The organism is Pseudomonas violetae, from assembly GCF_023072615.1.
Taxonomy (GTDB): Bacteria; Pseudomonadota; Gammaproteobacteria; order Pseudomonadales; family Pseudomonadaceae; genus Aquipseudomonas; species Aquipseudomonas violetae.
This window is the reverse complement of sequence record NZ_JAKNRW010000004.1, coordinates 12,814-28,936: the sequence shown is the minus strand read 5'-3', so window position 1 is coordinate 28,936 and position 16,123 is coordinate 12,814. Positions and strand designations below refer to the sequence as shown.

The 16,123-nt window shown below is 57.1% G+C and carries 21 protein-coding genes; 11 read left to right on the top strand and 10 right to left on the bottom strand.

Features of this window, described 5'->3' with window-relative positions:
* Window positions 1-61: 61 nt before the first annotated feature.
* Window positions 62-793 carry a carbonic anhydrase gene (locus L9059_RS06760; RefSeq protein ID WP_247289530.1) on the bottom strand — a complete coding sequence of 244 codons (732 nt, stop codon included), beginning with the start codon at window positions 791-793 and terminating at the stop codon, window positions 62-64.
* Between the two features lie 242 nt (window positions 794-1,035).
* On the bottom strand, window positions 1,036-2,094 hold the full coding sequence (locus L9059_RS06755; RefSeq protein ID WP_247289529.1) for a PA0069 family radical SAM protein: 1,059 nt from the start codon (window positions 2,092-2,094) through the stop codon (window positions 1,036-1,038).
* 202 nt (window positions 2,095-2,296) lie between these two features.
* On the opposite strand from L9059_RS06755, the gene L9059_RS06750 reads away from it, so the two are divergent.
* Window positions 2,297-2,602, top strand: a complete 306-nt coding sequence (locus tag L9059_RS06750; protein ID WP_247289527.1) for a hypothetical protein — start codon at window positions 2,297-2,299, stop codon at window positions 2,600-2,602.
* A 186-nt stretch (window positions 2,603-2,788) separates the two neighbouring features.
* Window positions 2,789-3,436 (top strand): phosphatase domain-containing protein, encoded by a 648-nt coding sequence (locus tag L9059_RS06745; protein WP_247289526.1) that lies wholly within the window; start codon window positions 2,789-2,791, stop codon window positions 3,434-3,436.
* Window positions 3,437-3,496: 60 nt separating this feature from the next.
* On the opposite strand, the gene L9059_RS06740 is transcribed toward L9059_RS06745, so the two are convergent.
* A complete protein-coding gene (locus L9059_RS06740) occupies window positions 3,497-3,784 on the bottom strand; it encodes a YheV family putative zinc ribbon protein (RefSeq protein ID WP_247289524.1) in 288 nt (95 codons plus the stop codon).
* Complete coding sequence (gene prlC / locus L9059_RS06735) at window positions 3,781-5,859, bottom strand: oligopeptidase A (protein ID WP_247289523.1); 2,079 nt, start codon at window positions 5,857-5,859, stop codon at window positions 3,781-3,783. The genes L9059_RS06740 and prlC overlap by 4 nt, the downstream gene beginning before the upstream one ends.
* Before the next feature lie 62 nt (window positions 5,860-5,921).
* On the opposite strand from prlC, the gene L9059_RS06730 reads away from it, so the two are divergent.
* Together L9059_RS06730 and L9059_RS06725 are read left to right on the top strand one after the other, a co-directional pair.
* Window positions 5,922-6,467 carry a gamma carbonic anhydrase family protein gene (locus tag L9059_RS06730; protein ID WP_247289521.1) on the top strand — a complete coding sequence of 182 codons (546 nt, stop codon included), beginning with the start codon at window positions 5,922-5,924 and terminating at the stop codon, window positions 6,465-6,467.
* 27 nt (window positions 6,468-6,494) lie between these two features.
* A complete protein-coding gene (locus L9059_RS06725; protein WP_247289519.1) occupies window positions 6,495-7,145 on the top strand; it encodes an HAD family hydrolase in 651 nt (216 codons plus the stop codon).
* A gap of 117 nt (window positions 7,146-7,262) precedes the next feature.
* On the opposite strand, the gene L9059_RS06720 is transcribed toward L9059_RS06725, so the two are convergent.
* The gene (locus L9059_RS06720; protein WP_247289517.1) at window positions 7,263-8,339 is read right to left on the bottom strand and encodes an aminopeptidase; all 1,077 of its coding nucleotides are present in this window, start codon (window positions 8,337-8,339) and stop codon (window positions 7,263-7,265) included.
* Window positions 8,340-8,399: 60 nt separating this feature from the next.
* On the opposite strand from L9059_RS06720, the gene L9059_RS06715 reads away from it, so the two are divergent.
* Together L9059_RS06715 and L9059_RS06710 are read left to right on the top strand one after the other, a co-directional pair.
* On the top strand, window positions 8,400-8,822 hold the full coding sequence (locus tag L9059_RS06715; protein ID WP_247289515.1) for a PA0061/PA0062 family lipoprotein: 423 nt from the start codon (window positions 8,400-8,402) through the stop codon (window positions 8,820-8,822).
* Between the two features lie 40 nt (window positions 8,823-8,862).
* On the top strand, window positions 8,863-9,282 hold the full coding sequence (locus L9059_RS06710) for a PA0061/PA0062 family lipoprotein (RefSeq protein ID WP_247289513.1): 420 nt from the start codon (window positions 8,863-8,865) through the stop codon (window positions 9,280-9,282).
* Window positions 9,283-9,288: 6 nt separating this feature from the next.
* On the opposite strand, the gene L9059_RS06705 is transcribed toward L9059_RS06710, so the two are convergent.
* Both L9059_RS06705 and L9059_RS06700 read right to left on the bottom strand, forming a co-directional pair.
* The gene (locus L9059_RS06705; protein WP_247289512.1) at window positions 9,289-9,528 is read right to left on the bottom strand and encodes a DUF1161 domain-containing protein; all 240 of its coding nucleotides are present in this window, start codon (window positions 9,526-9,528) and stop codon (window positions 9,289-9,291) included.
* A 175-nt stretch (window positions 9,529-9,703) separates the two neighbouring features.
* Entirely contained in the window at window positions 9,704-10,135 is a 432-nt protein-coding gene (locus L9059_RS06700) for an OsmC family protein (protein ID WP_247289509.1), read from the bottom strand.
* 244 nt (window positions 10,136-10,379) lie between these two features.
* Here L9059_RS06700 and L9059_RS06695 point away from each other — a divergent pair, with 244 nt between their 5' ends.
* A complete protein-coding gene (locus tag L9059_RS06695; RefSeq protein WP_247289507.1) occupies window positions 10,380-11,381 on the top strand; it encodes an LLM class flavin-dependent oxidoreductase in 1,002 nt (333 codons plus the stop codon).
* 65 nt (window positions 11,382-11,446) lie between these two features.
* On the opposite strand, the gene L9059_RS06690 is transcribed toward L9059_RS06695, so the two are convergent.
* Entirely contained in the window at window positions 11,447-11,668 is a 222-nt protein-coding gene (locus tag L9059_RS06690; RefSeq protein WP_247289505.1) for a DUF1161 domain-containing protein, read from the bottom strand.
* A gap of 123 nt (window positions 11,669-11,791) precedes the next feature.
* Window positions 11,792-12,007 (bottom strand): dodecin, encoded by a 216-nt coding sequence (locus L9059_RS06685; protein WP_247289503.1) that lies wholly within the window; start codon window positions 12,005-12,007, stop codon window positions 11,792-11,794.
* 157 nt (window positions 12,008-12,164) lie between these two features.
* Between L9059_RS06685 and L9059_RS06680 the strand changes: the two genes are divergently transcribed.
* Entirely contained in the window at window positions 12,165-12,491 is a 327-nt protein-coding gene (locus L9059_RS06680; protein WP_247289501.1) for an ElaB/YgaM/YqjD family protein, read from the top strand.
* Here the strand turns inward: L9059_RS06680 and L9059_RS06675 are convergent.
* Window positions 12,488-13,381, bottom strand: a complete 894-nt coding sequence (locus L9059_RS06675; protein ID WP_247289499.1) for a LysR family transcriptional regulator — start codon at window positions 13,379-13,381, stop codon at window positions 12,488-12,490. The genes L9059_RS06680 and L9059_RS06675 overlap by 4 nt on opposite strands.
* Before the next feature lie 112 nt (window positions 13,382-13,493).
* On the opposite strand from L9059_RS06675, the gene trpB reads away from it, so the two are divergent.
* From trpB to L9059_RS06660, 3 genes are all read left to right on the top strand, one after another.
* Window positions 13,494-14,729 carry a tryptophan synthase subunit beta gene (gene trpB / locus L9059_RS06670; protein WP_247289497.1) on the top strand — a complete coding sequence of 412 codons (1,236 nt, stop codon included), beginning with the start codon at window positions 13,494-13,496 and terminating at the stop codon, window positions 14,727-14,729.
* Complete coding sequence (gene trpA / locus L9059_RS06665) at window positions 14,729-15,541, top strand: tryptophan synthase subunit alpha (RefSeq protein ID WP_247289495.1); 813 nt, start codon at window positions 14,729-14,731, stop codon at window positions 15,539-15,541. Before trpB ends, trpA begins: the two co-directional genes overlap by 1 nt.
* A gap of 121 nt (window positions 15,542-15,662) precedes the next feature.
* On the top strand, window positions 15,663-16,118 hold the full coding sequence (locus L9059_RS06660; protein ID WP_247289493.1) for an anti-virulence regulator CigR family protein: 456 nt from the start codon (window positions 15,663-15,665) through the stop codon (window positions 16,116-16,118).
* Window positions 16,119-16,123 lie beyond the last annotated feature (5 nt).

The following is a 16,123-nucleotide window of genomic DNA, read 5'->3' as shown; positions in this document are numbered from 1 at the left end:
GGCAAAGCCAGGCTGCTTGTTCAGCGGCCTCGACCTTGCCACACAGGGGGTTTAGGAGGAGTTAGAAGCGCGCTTTGGGTGTCGCCACCGGGATCGGATGGCTGCCATCCAATGGCAGGAAACAACCTTTGTCCGCGTCGTAAGCTTTTATTTCGCTGGTTTCGATGTTGTAGACCCAGCCATGAATAAACAGATGGCCGTTGGCCATGCGTGAGGCCACCGAAGGGTGCGTGCGTAGGTGCTGGAGCTGTGCGATCACGTTTTCTTCGGTGAGGACATGCATGCTTTCGTTTTCATTGGCGCAATTGCAGTTCTCATGAACCATGGTCTTCGCCACTTCTGCATGCCGCAACCAGGCTTTGACCGTTGGCATTTTTTCCAGGCTATCGGGGTTCAACACTGCGCGCATGGCGCCGCAATCGGAATGTCCGCAGATGATGATGTGCTGCACGCCGAGCGCCAGCACCGCATATTCGATGGCGGTGGAAACGCCACCGTTCATTTGTCCATAAGGCGGCACGACGTTGCCTACGTTACGGGTCACGAACAGATCGCCTGGTGCGCTTTGGGTGATCAATTCAGGAACAATGCGCGAGTCGGCGCAGGCGATGAACATCGCCCGGGGACTTTGTGCCGTCGCGAGTTTTTTAAAGAGTTCTTCCTGTTGAGGGAAGACGTCGTGATGAAAATGCAAGAAGCCGTCAACGATATGCCGCAGCGCTGCATCGGCGGACTCCGCCTCGGATTGGGTGGAGGCCGACGCAGCCAACGGCTGTTTATCCTTGTCACTCATGAATTCATCCTCTTAAGCGGAGTCAGGGAATTTTCCCGTTTTGTCCGATGTGAAGCCAGTGGCTGTTAAAACCATCCAGGCCAAAAAATCTCGACCCGTCAGTCACTCGATGAACAAGGTAGCCCGCGAAACTTAACTCAAACTGAATCAACCGCTCTAGAACAAGTGTTCCAGGTCACAAAAAACGTGACCGGTGTCATGGCCAGATGCTTTGCCATAGCTCAAACATAGGCCAATTGTCCTCAAATCAGCGACATTTGGCGACCCGGGGGACAGAAGGCACTGCAGTCCAGATCAAAACCTTCCCGACGATTCAGCCCCAGGCGTTTGATGGTTTTGGCGAAGCGTTGCGCAAGCAAGTCGGCAAAAGGGCCTTCGCCGCGCATACGAGCGCCGAATCGACTGTCGTACAGTTCACCCCCACGGCTTTGGCGGATCAGGCTCAATACATGCGCAGCTCGCTGAGGATAATGCGTGGCCAGCCATTCCTCAAATAGTGGTGCCACTTCCAGAGGCAGGCGCAACATCATATAGGCGGCACTCTGGGCGCCGGCTGCCTGCGCTTCGGTGAGCAGACTTTCGAGTTCGCTTTCGTTGATCATGGGAATCATCGGCGAACACAGCACCCCTACCGGAATTCCGGCGTCACGCATCACGCGGATGGCTCTTAACCTGGCCTTCGGTGCTGCGGCGCGTGGTTCGAGTATGCGCTTGAGCTCATCGTCCAGAGTGGTCAGGCTGATCATTACCGCCACCAGCCGCTGCCGGGCGAGTTCGGTCAACAGGTCCAGGTCCCGAAGAATCAGCGAACCCTTGGTGATGATGGTCACCGGATGCCGGTAGCGCAGCAGCACTTCCAGGGTTTTACGGGTGATTCTGTGTTCGCGTTCGATCGGTTGATAGGGGTCCGTGTTGGAACCCAGATTGATCGGCGCGCATTGGTAGCCGCGCCTGGATAGTTGTTCTTCCAGCACGTCGGCGGCATTGGTTTTGGCGATCAGCCGGGTTTCGAAATCGAGTCCGGGCGACATGTCCCAATAGGCATGGCTGGGCCGGGCATAACAGTAGATGCACCCGTGTTCACAGCCGCGATAAGGGTTGATTGAACGATCGAAGGGCAGGTCTGGTGAGTTGTTACGAGTGATGATGGTTTTCGCCGTTTCGAAGCGTACTTCCGTGCCTTGTGTGAGCGGTACTTCCTGATACCAACCGTCGTCCTCGGCTACCGAACGATTCGGCGCGAAACGATTGTGCGGGTTGGTGGCGGTGCCGCGGCCACGCGGCGGAAGTGGAGTAGCCATCGAAAGGGTCTCTTGAACTGTATTTTTATACACTACAGGGCGCCAGGGTGTTCGAACAGTGCCATTCGGCGCCCGCCTGATGGTTGAGTGTTGTTCAGGTCATGTTGAGAAATATATCGAGCCTGGCGTAATCATCACGACTGTCAGTATTCTCTTGGTCCACGGAAGTGTTCATACCTCAATTATTAAAAGGATTTAATAAATGTCTTTCTACAATCAGCGCGGCATCTTTCTTCAATTGCTAAGGCCTTCTGTCGTTAGTCCGAAGGAAGTTCGAGTGTCCATGCAGTTTGCGACGAAAGAGGAGGGGTATCATCCAGTTAACGGCGATAAAATCGACTATCTGGTGAAATCCCTTCACCGCGAAGCCGTATCAAGTGATGGCGGTACTACCTTCACCATGGGCCCCGCCCATCGTGATCTGGATGGCAACGGCGATTTTGATGCACAAGACAAAGCCATTCTTCTGGCGTTGGCTAAAGCCTATTCAAAAATTGTTAATCCCTGATATGCGCACTACTATTTTATAAATATTGAGAGCCAATACATATCGAGCGGTTTCCCTGACTTCGGCGCGAGTCTTTGCGCCGTTTTTTTTGAATTCACGGTTCTTTGACAACCGCCTCACAAAGCGTTGACTCTTCAACAGTGAAACTGGGGTCAATTCTCCACATCTACCCCTGGTCGTTCGAGCATGTTCCCACGAAGTTTTTCAACTGCTGCATTCTTATGCTTGCTGGCCGCAACTTTCAGTTTCTCATACGCTCACGCCGAGGACACTTGGTCGACCCGCCCGGGAGAATGGGCGCAACCGGTCGAAATCCGGTACAACCTCTTTCAGATGTCCCCAACGCTTTACCGCAGCGCATTGCCAGATCGAGCTGCAGTGCCTCTACTGACGGAGCTCAAGGTAGCCACGGTCATTAACTTCCTGCCCGAGCCTGACTCAGGCTGGTTGTCGTCGCCTGGGATCACTCAGATACAACTGCCGTATCGGACTAATCACGTCGATGATGCGGACGTGCTTAAGGTGCTTCGAGCCATTCGCGATGCAGAAAGCAACGGGCCGGTGCTGATGCACTGCAAGCACGGCTCCGATCGCACCGGTTTGATGGCGGCGATGTATCGAGTCGTTATCCAGGGGTGGAGCAAGGAAGAGGCCCTTGATGAAATGACTCAAGGCGGCTTCGGAGACAATACCCATTTCCGGGATGGTGTGCGTTACATCATGCAGGTCGATACCGGAAAACTGCGTACCGCATTGGCCAACGGCGACTGCAGCACCAGTCCTTTTGCTGCTTGCTCGATGAAGAGTTGGTTAAAGTCGGCCAATGTAGAGTGAGTGTGCGCTGGGAGAACAGTGCCACCCCATTCCCATTTACAGGTAAAGGGTGGCGGTAACTCACTGTGGTTCGTCGGGCTTTTTCTTCAATTTTGGGTTCGGAAAAAATTGTACCGCCTGTACTTTCGCGTCCACGGCTTTCAGCGCTGAAGTATTGACCCGAGTGCCCAGCTCCTTGGGCACTGACAAGCCTTGTTCATTGAGGGTGTCGGCATAACCGCAGGCCACACATTCACGATGGGGGACGTCGTTTTCGCTCCACATCATCAACTTGTCCGGCTCGCTGCATGCTGGACAAACGGCCCCGGCAATAAAGCGTCTCTTGGTAATCACAGGCTCCTCGCTCATGCTGCTGCGTCCTCACTCAAGCCGCTGTGGCGCAAGAGTGCGTCAATCGATGGGGCACGGCCGCGGAAGTCGACAAAGAGCACCATGGGCTCCTGTGAGCCGCCTCGTGCCAGGATCGCTTCGCGGAAGGCTCGACCTGTTTGTTCATTGAGTACACCGTCTTCTTCAAATTTCGAGAAGGCGTCGGCTGACAACACTTCAGCCCACTTATAGCTGTAGTAACCCGCCGCGTATCCGCCAGCGAAGATGTGCGCGAAGCTGTTGGGGAAGCGGTTGTAGGCCGGTGGACGCATCACCGAGACCTCGTCGCGTACGCCTTCGAGTACTTGCAGTACGCTGCGGCCATCGCCGTGGGTGGCATGTAGCTCGAAGTCGAACAGCGAAAACTCAAGTTGGCGGACCATCATCAGCCCGGACTGGAAGTTCTTCGCCGCAAGCATTTTTTCCAGCAAATCCTGAGGCAGCGGTTCGCCGGTTTCGTAGTGCCCCGAGATTAATGCCAGCCCTTGCGGTTCCCAGCACCAGTTCTCCATGAACTGGCTCGGCAGTTCGACCGCATCCCAGGCCACGCCATTGATGCCGGATACGCCGGCGTGTTCGACGCGGGTCAGCAGGTGGTGCAGGCCGTGACCGAACTCGTGGAACAGCGTGGTCACTTCATCGTGGGTCAGCAGGGCTGGTTTGCCACTGTCGGCTGGCGTGAAATTGCACACAAGGTTGGCCACGGGGTTTTGTAGCGCACCTTCAGCGGTGCGGCGACGGTCGCGGGCGCCGTCCATCCAGGCTCCGCCGCGCTTGTTGGCGCGAGCATACAGGTCGAAGAAGAATCGGCCCACGTGTTGACCATTTTCCTTGATCTCGAACAGGCGGACATCCGGGTGCCAGGTGTCGAACCCTTTATGCTCGGCGATCTCGATGCCGTATAGACGCTGAACGATGGCGAACAAGCCGCTGAGTACTTTGTCGATCGGGAAATAGGCGCGAAGTGTTTCCTGAGCAACGCTGTAACGTTGTTCGCGCAGTTTTTCCCCGTAGAAGCCGCTGTCCCAGCTTTGCAGGTCCGGGCAGCCTTGTTCGGCGGCGTAGGCCTTGAGCTGTTCCAGGTCCTGGGCAGCGAACGGCTTGCTGCGCTTGGCCAGGTCGCGCAGGAAGCTTATGACCTGGTCGCTGGACTCGGCCATTTTGGTAGCCAGGCTCAGTTCTGAAAAACTGGCGAAGCCCAGCAGTTTGGCGAGCTCCTGGCGCAGGTCGAGAATTTCTTCCATGACCGGGCCGTTATCGTTCTGTCCGGCATTTGGACCCTGGTCCGAAGCACGGGTGCAGTAGGCGGCGTAGACTTCTTCACGCAGGGCGCGGTCATGGGCGTAGGTCATCACCGCGTAGTAACTCGGGAATTCCAAAGTGATCAGCCAGCCATCGAGCTCCTTGGCCTGCGCGGCTGCAGCCATTTGCGCCTTGGCGGAATCGGTCAAGCCGGCAAGGTTGGCTTCATCCGTGACGTGCTTGGTCCACGCCTGGGTGGCGTCGAGCAACTGGTTGGAGAAGCGGCTGCCTAGCTCCGACAGCTTGCTCTGTACGTCGGCGTAACGTTTCTGCTCGGCTTCTGGCAGGTCGATACCCGACAGACGGAAGTCGCGCAGTGAGTGTTCCAGGATAGTTTTCTGCGCGACGTCGAATCCTTCAGCTTCCGGGCTGTTGGCCAAGGCTTCGAAGGCCTGGAACAGCTCGCGGTTCTGGCCCATCTCGGTGGAGTAGGCGCTCAAGGCTGGCAGGCAGGACTCGTAGGCTTCGCGCAATTCAGCGCTGTTGCACACGGCATTCAGGTGGCTGACGGGACTCCAGGCAGCGCCCAGGCGATCGTTCAATTCGTCCATCGCCAATATCAGGCCGGACCAGGTCGGTTGTTTGCCCTGGGTCTTGAGGATCTCGATAATGGCGGCGCGGTTATCGGCCAGTATCTGTTCAATGGCCGGTTGCACGTGCTCGGCACGGATCGCGGAGAACGGCGGCAGGTCGTAGGACTGCAAAAGAGGGTTGTTCACGCTCACGGTTGGCACCTTGGCTGGAAGAAACATTGCCCCATCTTAATTACAATCGACGCCGACCGCAGCTATCAGCAACAGAGAGAGAACCTATCGTGACGCTTCGCAAGTATCAGAACCATACGCCATTGCTGGGCAACGGCGCTTTTGTTGACCGTTCGGCGGTGGTGATCGGTGACGTCGAAATCGGCGAAGACAGTTCCGTCTGGCCGCTGACGGTGATTCGGGGCGACATGCACCGCATCCGGATTGGTGAACGTACCAGCGTCCAGGATGGCTGCGTGCTGCATATCACCCATGCCGGCCCTTTCAATCCGGATGGCTTCCCGTTGCTGATCGGCGACGACGTGACCATCGCGCATAAGGTCATGCTTCACGGGTGCAGGGTGGGCAGCCGGGTATTGATTGGCATGGGCAGTATCGTCATGGACGGCGCGGTCGTCGCCGACGATGTGATCATCGGCGCAGGCAGCCTGGTACCGCCGGGGAAACGCCTGGAAAGCGGCTTTCTCTATGTGGGCAGCCCGGTGAAACAGGTTCGTGAGTTGACTGACAAGGAGCGCGCTTTTTTCACTTACAGCGCGGCCAACTACGTGAAGCTCAAGGATTTGCACCTGGCTGAAGGCTACAACCCGCTCTGACCCGGCAAACTCAACTCAGGATTCCACATGCATTACCAGAACGTCTTGTTTGACCTCGATGGCACTTTGACCGACCCGCGGGAGGGCATTACCCGTTCGATTCAGTTTGCGTTGGGCAAGTTGGGGATCGACGAGCCCGACCTGAGCAAGCTCGAACACTTCATCGGTCCGCCGCTGCTCCAAGCGTTCATGCAGTTCTACGACTTTGATGAGCCCAAAGCCTGGAAGGCGGTCAACTTTTACCGCGAACGTTTCAAGGTCACCGGGTTGTACGAGAACCGGGTCTTTGACGGGGTCGCGCCGATGCTGGAAACCCTCGTAGGGCAGGGCCGCCAACTGTACATTGCGACCTCCAAGCCCTGGGTTTTTGCCCGGGAAATCGCCCGCCACTTCGATTTCGCCAAACACTTCAAGGTGATCTACGGCAGCGAACTGGACGGCACCCGTACCAATAAGGTCGAGCTGATTGCTCACCTGATGGCCGAAGAAGGCCTGGACCCGACCACCACTCTGATGATCGGCGACCGCAAGCACGACCTGATCGGCGCTCGCAGCAACGGGCTGGATGCGGCTGCAGTGGGGTATGGTTTCGGCAGTCGTGAAGAGCTGAGCGCTGAAACCCCGGCTTATCACTTTGAAACGCTGGATGAGTTGCATCAGGTGTTTTTGCTGCGTTAATCGGTAAGCCATCGCGGGCAAGCCTTGCTCACACAGTGGTTTCTCAGATATTTTTTGAAGTACAGCGGATCCTGTGGCAGGGCTTGCCCGCGATGGCGTACTCCCTGCAGAGATGTTTCAGGACCCTGCCAGCGCCTTCAGCGCCGCCTTACGCTCTTCCACCGGCAGTGCTCCAAGCTTCTCGGCGGCCGCGTAAAAAGACGCCCAATGCCCACCGGCCTGCCGAAACAACGCCTCGAACGCCGGCACCCATTGATCATACAAACCGAATGGCAGCAGCCGAGCGTTGTTCATCGGGGCGTTGATCCAGGGGTCATAGCGTTTGTCTCCCGCCCATTGACTGTCGCGGGTCCTGCGGTATTCACCGCGTAACCGTTCGAATTCGGCCGCCTTGCGCTGGCGCATCTGTTCGGGCGGGAGGGGCAAGGTGTACAGCTGTTCGAGTCGCGAGCGGGTAGCCAGGACCAGTTCGATGAATTGGTCACGTTGCTGGGCTTGTGTGTCGTTATCTGCCGGCAGGTGACGGAAGGCGCGCCATTGTTTGGTGCCTTCATGCTCTACGAATGTTGCAAACGACTCGTTGAACTCGGTGTCGTCTTTTACATAAAGACGTTGATGGGCGAGCTCGTGGAAGATTAACGTTGCCAGCCGCTCGTCGCCCCAATTCATCATGGAGCTGATGATCGGGTCGTTGAACCAGCCGAGCGTCGAATACGCCTCGACGCCGCCAATTGAAACGTCCATACCTTGCAGTCGCTGCAAAGCTGCCTCGCCGCGGGCGGCACCCTGGCTGTAGTAACCGCGATAGGCCACGCAGCCGGCAATCGGAAAGCAGTGATTTTGCGGTGCCAGGGAAAATTCCGGGGTGGCGAACACGTTCCAGACCACAAACGGGCGATCGATGTCGGCATACAGCCGGTAACTCTGGTTGTCCGGCAGGTACAGTTGATCGCTGGCAAACGACCGAGCCTTTTGCGATTGGGTCAGATGTGCACGCAGCTGTTGGTCGCGCCGTGGATCGGCGATTACCTCCGACACTGGCTCCCGAGAGCGCAGCAGCTGCAACTGTCCGCTGGCCAATTGGCTGTAATAGCTGACGCTGGCGCAGCCGTTGAGCAACAAAAGCAACCCGCCCGGAAACAAAATGCGGAATACGCGATCAAGTAACCCATGGCTTGGAAAAGGCCTGATCAAAATAAAATATTTCCTGGAAAGTCTGCCCGCAAGACTATCCCGCCGCACTGGAGCTCCGCTATGCGCAAATTGATGCTGACGGGCGGCCTGTTGATGCTGACAGGCTGTGCTGGTTTCGGATTGCCCCATCACGACCCATCACAGGCCTGGATTGACCTCGACTCGCAGCAGGAAGACACCGCGCTGCAAGCTCTGCAAGTCGACGCCAAAGCGTCCACTGACAAGCGTTATTTCGAGGTTCAGCCCGGTAGCCATGAATTGACCGTGCGTTATCAGTTCCCAGTGAACCCTACCAACATTGGTCCTGACGCCGAGCCACTGTGGCGTGATTGCCGACTGAATGTGAAATTCGAGGGTTTCAACGCTGGCGAACGTTATCAGTTGCAAGCGGGGAACATCGGCTTCCGGCCATGGGCCAAACTTTACGACCAGCAGCGCAAAGTGATAGGCCAAGGCACACCGGCAGGCTGTCAGCGCACTTGATCGGCGCTATGCTGAATGTCCAGGCTCAAGGACATTCATTATGCGCAGGTTGCTGCTGTTGCTCGCCGCCAGTTTCGTCGCCGGTTGCCAAAGCCCGATGCCAGCCGTCAACCCGCAGATGGCGTGGATAGACTTTGCAACGCCGAGTCCCGGTGGCAAGTTGCTGATGGCCGAGCGCCTGGATAACCAGCGGTTGCGCGATGGCCGCTATTACCAGGTCGCCCCCGGTAGCCATGAGCTACTGGTGCGTTTTGACTTCGAAGTGTTTGGCGGCGGCGGGAGCCTGATGACCGGGCCGGTGGAGCGTCTGTGTTATCTGACCATCAACTACGACCACTTTGAGGCTGGCCAGCGTTATCTGCTGGAAGCCAGGAATCTGGCATTTACCCCCAGTGCCAGGTTGTATAACGCCAAGCGGGAGATTGTGGCTGAAGACCGGCAGGTCAACTGCCTGATGTGAGTCGGATCAGTTATCGTTTCTTTGGTACACGATGGCTTTAGTACCGTTTTGGCAGGTACCTACGACCATTGCCATGTCATGCTTTTCAGCTTCTTCCTTGGACACGATTTCAAGCGTGTAGGAAGGCACGGCATTGGCCTGAATCTTGATCTCGATCTCTTTCCTGAGTTCTTCGCAATCCTTGGGCGCCGCCATGGCCGAAGTTGCCAGTACACCGAAGATGATCGCCAAGGCAAAACGTTTCATGTGAAGCTCCTTTTCCGGCAGCGCGCACGGTCGTGCGCTGAAGCTGCTGTCATTTATTCGACCACAGTTTGACCTGGCTGGTTTTGTTTCAGGACAAAAAAGATCGCAGCCCATGACCGCTTCTTCCTGGGTAAAAGCGTCTGCGGGCTGCGATCGTTGTCCCAACTGGGCAGATTTAGCTGACCAGGGTCGCATCCAAAGTGATTTTCGCATTCAACACTTTGGAAACCGGGCAGCCTTCTTTGGCTTTGTTGCTCAGTTCTTCGAACTGCTCCTGGGTTGCCCCCGGGATCTTGGCCTTGAGGATCAATTTCACCGCAGTGATCGCGAACCCCCCCTCAACCTGATCCAGAGTCACTTCGGCATTGGTATCGATGCTGTCAGCCTTGAGCCCTGCATCGCCGAGGATCATCGAAAATGCCATGGAGAAACAGCCTGCATGGGCTGCGCCGATCAACTCTTCCGGATTGGTACCTTTACCGCCTTCGAATCGGGCCTTGAAGCCATAAGGGGCTTCGCGCAGTACCCCGGTTTCCGTGGAAATCGAGCCGATACCGGTTTTCAGGTCACCTTCCCAATGAGCCGATGCTTTCTTTGTGATAGCCATGTCTGCCTCCTCAAGATCGGGCGCGAATCGTCGCGCCTTCGTGGTTTTCGGTTGCTAGGGTTCTGAGGATAGACGCAGGTGCAAAGTTCACCCGATCTGCAAAGTCCTACCGTTTCCGTAGGTTTTTTTGTGTTGGCTATTGAAACTCGGGTATATGCCCTCATTGCATGAAACACGCTTATGGATTCAGCAGGTTTTCGTTCGCAAGAAAAAACCTGCTCCCCCCGATTGGAGAAGCAGGTTTATGAAACGAATGACCGATGTAAAATTTTCGACCCTGGATCTGGTACCTGTAAGGGAAAATGGCAGTGCGGCCCAGTCCTTGCGTAATGCCCTCGATTTGGCGCAGCACGTCGAAAAATTCGGCTATAACCGCTTCTGGGTTGCCGAACACCACAACATGGATGGCATCGCCAGCTCGGCAACCTCGGTTTTGCTGGGTTACCTGGCAGGTGGTACCTCGAGCATTCGTGTCGGTTCCGGCGGCGTGATGCTGCCCAACCACGCGCCGCTGGTGATCGCCGAACAATTCGGCACCCTGGAAAGTCTTTATCCTGGCCGTATCGACCTCGGCCTGGGACGTGCGCCCGGCTCCGATCAGATGACCGCCCGCGCCTTGCGCCGAGAGCGCTCCGGCAGCGCCGACGATTTCCCGGCTGATGTGGCGGAGCTGTTGCGTTACCTTGGCCCCCGCACGCCGGATCAACGCATCATTGCCATGCCTGGCACAGGTACAAACGTTCCGGTGTGGTTGCTGGGGTCGAGCCTGTTCAGTGCGCAACTGGCCGGTGAGCGCGGTTTGCCCTATGCCTTCGCTTCACATTTCGCCCCGCGCTTCATGCATGAGGCGATTCGCGTCTATCGCAATCACTTCAAGCCTTCAGCGGTGTTGGACAAGCCTTACGTGATGCTCGGCGTGCCATTGGTGGCTGCGGATACCGACGAGCAAGCCGATTACCTGGCGACCTCGGTCTACCAGCGAATCCTCGCGCTGATGCGTGGTCAGAGCCTTGTGCAGCGTCCGCCGGTAAAAACAATGGACGGTCTGTGGCTGCCGCATGAGAAGGAGGCAGTTGGTGATTTCCTCGGCCTGGCAATGGTAGGCAGTGCGCAGAAAATTCGCGCCAAACTGGAGGTGTTGATCGAGCAGACCCAGGCGGATGAGCTGATCTTCACCTGCGACCTGTACGAACATGCTGATCGCGTGCATTCCTACGAATTGTTGGCGCAGGTCATGAAAGGCTGATACTCACACTCCAGCCGTAAAAAAGCCGACGCCCTTGCGTCGGCTTTCAGTGCACCGCAACCAGCCTACTTTTTGTAGACGATTTCCTTGGCGCCGCCTTCACAGGTGCCAACAACTTTGCCGCCAGCCGAAGCGCCTTTATCGACGATTTCCAGTGAGTAACCAGAAACGCCCTTGGCATCGAGCTTCGCGGCGATTTCGGCTTTCAGCTCTTCGCACGGTTTCCCTGCGGCGAATGCTGTACTGGCGAGGCTCAACAAACCTACCGCCAAAATAAACTTCTTCATCGGATGCATCCTCTGGTCGGATTATTAGGGGCACCCAGGTTTCACAGGGGTGCACGCATGTAGCGCTTTTGCCATTCCCTATGGCATTCGGCCAGCGCGCAAGTTCAGAAGACTAGCTCAAACTCAGCTGCTGGCAATCCGGAAGCCGACCTTAAGTGTTACCTGAAAATGCGCGGCCCGCCCGTTCTCGATATGCCCACGGGTCTCGGTCACTTCAAACCATTCCAGGTGCTTGATGGTCTTGCTGGCTTCGGCCAGTGCGTTGTTGATCGCGTCTTCGATGCTGCTGGTAGATGAGCCGACCAGCTCGACTTTCTTGTACGTATGGTGATCAGTCATGGTGTTCTCCTTGGGGTATTAAATACAGACTAGCAGTGAATTTTCGTATTACTTCTGTCGGTCAACTCAATGCAGAAGTTCAGATTTACTGCACTTTCTCAAACCGCTGTAGTCCCAACCTACACACGCCACTCATCATCAATGCAGGAGAGCCACCATGGCCAATACCTCTTTACGTAAAGCCTCATTGCAAAGCATGGAAGCCGAGATCGAGAGTCTTCTGAAGTCTTTGGAAAGTCTGAAGGACGACGCCTCGGACGAGTCGCGCAAAACCTTGAAAGTTTTGAAAGCCAACGCTGAGAACGCGCTGAAACACTCGCGGCACCTGCTCAGCGACGCCTACGAAGAAGTCAAAGTCAAAACCCGTGAAACCGGGATTGCCACTCGTGACTACGCTCAGGAGCACCCTTGGACCACCGCCGGTGTCGCTGTGGGTGCTCTGGGTTTGCTGGCAGCCTATCTGCTGTGCAAGCGTGGCGACTAATCTGCCTGGCGCAGTTCGTTTTTAAGCCACTGCGCCAACTGCCTGGCGCGTCCATCCGCGGCGCGCTTGGGTAACCACAACGCCAGTTGCGCCGCCGTTTCAGTGAAACCCCATGGCGCAACCAGGCGACCCGCCTTCAAGTCTTCGACCACCAGTGGTTCGGGTGCAATTGCCACACCAAGCCCCGCTACCGCCGCCTCCAGCAAATAATACAGATGCTCGAAACCCTGCCCATAATTCAGCGCCCTGGCGTCGAGGTCGCATTGCTGCGCCCAACTCGGCCATGCTTGCGGGCGCGAAGTGGTATGTAACAACGGCTCGCTGAGCAGTGCGTTGGCCGGGGCATCCTGCAATTTTGCATAACCGGCGAACCGCGGGCTCATCACCGGGCCGATTCGCTCATTTGCCAAGGCATACACCTGCATGTCGGCCGGCCAGGGTGGCTCGGCGAAAACCAGCAAGGCATCCAGCCCGGGACGCCGCGGATCGAGATCACCTTCGCCCGCTGAGAGGTGCAGACGTAGGTCCGGCAGGTCCGCGTTCAGTCGACCCAGGCGCGGAATGAACCAGCGGGCCAACAGGCTTCCCGAACAGCCAAGCACGAAAGGCGCATCGGCGGTGCTCTGCGTCAGCTCTGCGCAAACCGTGCGCAAGCGCTCGAACGCTTCACTGCTGGTATCGCGTAACCGAATTCCTGCATCTGTGAGTTTCAAGCCGCGGCCGTCCTTGATGAACAGACTGACTCCCAGATGCTCCTCAAGCACCTTCAATTGCCGGCTGACGGCTCCATGGGTGACGTGCAACTGTTCGGCAGCCTGGCTCACACTGTTCAGGCGGGCAGTGGCCTCGAAGGCGCGCAGGGCGTTTAGCGGAGGAAGGTCATGGCTCATGGAATATGTGAGTTTTCCTGACAGGTTGTGGCGATCTTATCGGTTTTCAGTTCGGGGCGTCAGGGGTAAAGTTAGCGTCATTGTCATCACACGAATTCAACTGGAGCAACTCATGACCCAGACCAATCTGCGCAGTGGCCCCGATGCCAGCGGCCTGTTCGGCGGCTTCGGCGGCCGTTACGTTGCTGAAACCTTGATGCCGTTGATCCTCGACCTGGCACGTGAATATGAACTGGCCAAGGAAGATCCGGCATTCAAGGAAGAGCTGGCCTACTTCCAGCGTGACTACGTCGGACGTCCGAGCCCGCTGTACTACGCCGAACGTCTCACTGAATTCTGTGGCGGCGCGAAGATTTATCTGAAGCGCGAGGAGCTGAACCACACCGGTGCGCACAAGATCAACAACTGCATCGGCCAGATCCTGCTGGCGCGGCGTATGGGCAAGAAACGCATCATTGCCGAGACCGGTGCCGGCATGCACGGCGTAGCGACTGCCACGGTAGCTGCGCGTTTTGGTCTGGATTGCGTGATCTACATGGGCACCACTGACATCGAGCGTCAGCAAGCCAACGTGTTCCGCATGAAGCTGCTGGGCGCCACAGTCATTCCAGTCGTCGCGGGTACCGGGACTTTGAAAGACGCAATGAACGAAGCGCTGCGTGACTGGGTCACCAACGTCGACAACACTTTTTACCTGATTGGTACGGTTGCTGGCCCGCACCCTTACCCTGCCATGGTCCGTGATTTCCAGGCTGTCATCGGCAAGGAAACCCGAGACCAGCTGCAGGCCCAGGAAGGCCGCCTGCCAGACAGCCTGGTCGCATGCATCGGGGGTGGTTCCAACGCCATGGGCCTGTTCCACCCGTTCCTCGACGACCAGAGTGTAGAAATCATCGGCGTCGAAGCGGCCGGCCACGGTATCGAAACCGGCAAGCACGCGGCGAGCCTGAATGGCGGGGTTCCTGGTGTGTTGCACGGCAACCGTACCTTCCTGCTGCAGGACGATGACGGCCAGATCATCGACGCTCACTCGATTTCCGCCGGCTTGGACTATCCCGGTATCGGTCCGGAACACGCTTGGTTGCATGAGATCGGCCGCGTGCAGTACACCTCCGTGACCGACGACGAAGCCCTCAACGCATTTCATAAATGCTGCCGCCTGGAAGGGATCATTCCTGCACTGGAAAGCGCCCACGCCCTGGCTGAAGTCTTCAAGCGCGCGCCAACGCTGCCAAAAGATCACTTGATGGTGGTCAACCTGTCCGGCCGTGGCGACAAAGACATGCAGACCGTGATGCACCACATGGAACAGTCCGAAAACATGCAATCCCAGCAGGAGAAACACTGATGAGCCGCCTGCAAACCCGTTTTTCCGAACTCAAGGAACAGAATCGCGCTGCCCTGGTGACCTTCGTGACCGCCGGTGACCCGAGCTATGACACGTCACTGGCGATCCTCAAGGGGCTGCCAGGTGCGGGTGCCGACGTCATCGAACTGGGCATGCCGTTCACTGACCCAATGGCCGACGGCCCTGCGATCCAGCTGGCGAACATCCGCGCCTTGGGTGCCAAACAGAACTTGGCGAAAACCCTGCAGATGGTGCGCGAATTTCGTGAAGGCAATACCGATACGCCGCTGGTGTTGATGGGGTACTTCAACCCGATCCACATGTATGGCGTGCCGCAGTTCATTGAAGACGCCAAAGCCGCCGGTGTGGATGGTTTGATTGTGGTTGATCTGCCACCTGAGCATAACGGTGAGTTGTGCTACCCGGCACAGGCCGCGGGCCTGGACTTCATCCGCCTGACTACGCCGACCACCGATGATGTGCGTCTGCCAACGGTGCTGAACGGCAGCTCTGGTTTCGTCTACTACGTGTCAGTGGCTGGTGTGACCGGTGCTGGCGCGGCGACCCTGGAGCATGTGGAGGAAGCCGTTGCTCGTCTGCGCCGCCATACCGACCTGCCGATCAGCATTGGTTTCGGGATCCGTACGCCAGAGCAGGCTGCAGCGATTGCGCGTCTTGCGGACGGTGTCGTGGTGGGTTCGGCATTGATCGATCACATTGCCAATGCCTCGACACCTGACCAGGCGATCGATGGTGTGTTGAGCCTTTGCGCAGCTTTGTCGGAAGGCGTTCGTAAGGCCCGTGTCAGCTGAGAGTAAATTTCCTTTTACAGAGGAATTTGAGCTTCGCGGCACAGACTAATCAGCAAGACCGAGGGCTTCAGGACTGCGTTCTGAAGCCCTTTTTGCTGTTTGTGCAGTGAGGATTGACCAGATGAAAATGCCGAAACGTTTGATTGCCAGCTTAGGCGTGCTGATGCTCAGTGCCACCCCGTTGCTGAGTGCGAACGCAGATCAGCGCGACGATCACGACCGAGGCGGCCCGCAGCAGAGCCATAACGACAATCACGCAAACAATCGCGGTGACGAACACCGAGGTCCGCAGGACAACCGTCGCGGCGGTCCACCGCCACGGGATTTCGGTCCGATTCGTCAGACCATCCGGGATAACCACAGCTATTTCGTGCGGGGTGCGCCACCACCGCATGGCATCCATCTGGAACGTGGTCGGCCGTTACCACGGGGTTACTACGGCGAGCGCCTGGACAAAAGGGCTTTGGGTCGGCTGCCGCATTACCCCGGTTACGAATGGCGCCTTGCCGGTGGTGACATTGTGCTGATCGCCGTGGGGACGGGTATTGTTTATGAAATTCTGGAGGGGGTTTTGTAACTCCC

Excerpts from the sequence above, each read along its gene's own strand:
- trpB (WP_247289497.1), top strand. The coding sequence starts at position 13,494 with ATGACCCAGACCAATCTGCGCAGTGGCCCCGATGCCAGCGGCCTGTTC.
- trpA (WP_247289495.1), top strand. The coding sequence starts at position 14,729 with ATGAGCCGCCTGCAAACCCGTTTTTCCGAACTCAAGGAACAGAATCGC.
- L9059_RS06700 (WP_247289509.1), bottom strand. The coding sequence starts at position 10,135 with ATGGCTATCACAAAGAAAGCATCGGCTCATTGGGAAGGTGACCTGAAA.
- L9059_RS06755 (WP_247289529.1), bottom strand. The coding sequence starts at position 2,094 with ATGGCTACTCCACTTCCGCCGCGTGGCCGCGGCACCGCCACCAACCCG.
- L9059_RS06690 (WP_247289505.1), bottom strand. The coding sequence starts at position 11,668 with ATGAAGAAGTTTATTTTGGCGGTAGGTTTGTTGAGCCTCGCCAGTACA.
- L9059_RS06680 (WP_247289501.1), top strand. The coding sequence starts at position 12,165 with ATGGCCAATACCTCTTTACGTAAAGCCTCATTGCAAAGCATGGAAGCC.
- L9059_RS06695 (WP_247289507.1), top strand. The coding sequence starts at position 10,380 with ATGAAACGAATGACCGATGTAAAATTTTCGACCCTGGATCTGGTACCT.
- L9059_RS06750 (WP_247289527.1), top strand. The coding sequence starts at position 2,297 with ATGTCTTTCTACAATCAGCGCGGCATCTTTCTTCAATTGCTAAGGCCT.
- L9059_RS06685 (WP_247289503.1), bottom strand. The coding sequence starts at position 12,007 with ATGACTGATCACCATACGTACAAGAAAGTCGAGCTGGTCGGCTCATCT.
- L9059_RS06660 (WP_247289493.1), top strand. The coding sequence starts at position 15,663 with ATGAAAATGCCGAAACGTTTGATTGCCAGCTTAGGCGTGCTGATGCTC.
- L9059_RS06725 (WP_247289519.1), top strand. The coding sequence starts at position 6,495 with ATGCATTACCAGAACGTCTTGTTTGACCTCGATGGCACTTTGACCGAC.
- L9059_RS06740 (WP_247289524.1), bottom strand. The coding sequence starts at position 3,784 with ATGAGCGAGGAGCCTGTGATTACCAAGAGACGCTTTATTGCCGGGGCC.
- L9059_RS06715 (WP_247289515.1), top strand. The coding sequence starts at position 8,400 with ATGCGCAAATTGATGCTGACGGGCGGCCTGTTGATGCTGACAGGCTGT.
- prlC (WP_247289523.1), bottom strand. The coding sequence starts at position 5,859 with ATGTTTCTTCCAGCCAAGGTGCCAACCGTGAGCGTGAACAACCCTCTT.
- L9059_RS06760 (WP_247289530.1), bottom strand. The coding sequence starts at position 793 with ATGAGTGACAAGGATAAACAGCCGTTGGCTGCGTCGGCCTCCACCCAA.
- L9059_RS06675 (WP_247289499.1), bottom strand. The coding sequence starts at position 13,381 with ATGAGCCATGACCTTCCTCCGCTAAACGCCCTGCGCGCCTTCGAGGCC.
- L9059_RS06710 (WP_247289513.1), top strand. The coding sequence starts at position 8,863 with ATGCGCAGGTTGCTGCTGTTGCTCGCCGCCAGTTTCGTCGCCGGTTGC.
- L9059_RS06745 (WP_247289526.1), top strand. The coding sequence starts at position 2,789 with ATGTTCCCACGAAGTTTTTCAACTGCTGCATTCTTATGCTTGCTGGCC.
- L9059_RS06705 (WP_247289512.1), bottom strand. The coding sequence starts at position 9,528 with ATGAAACGTTTTGCCTTGGCGATCATCTTCGGTGTACTGGCAACTTCG.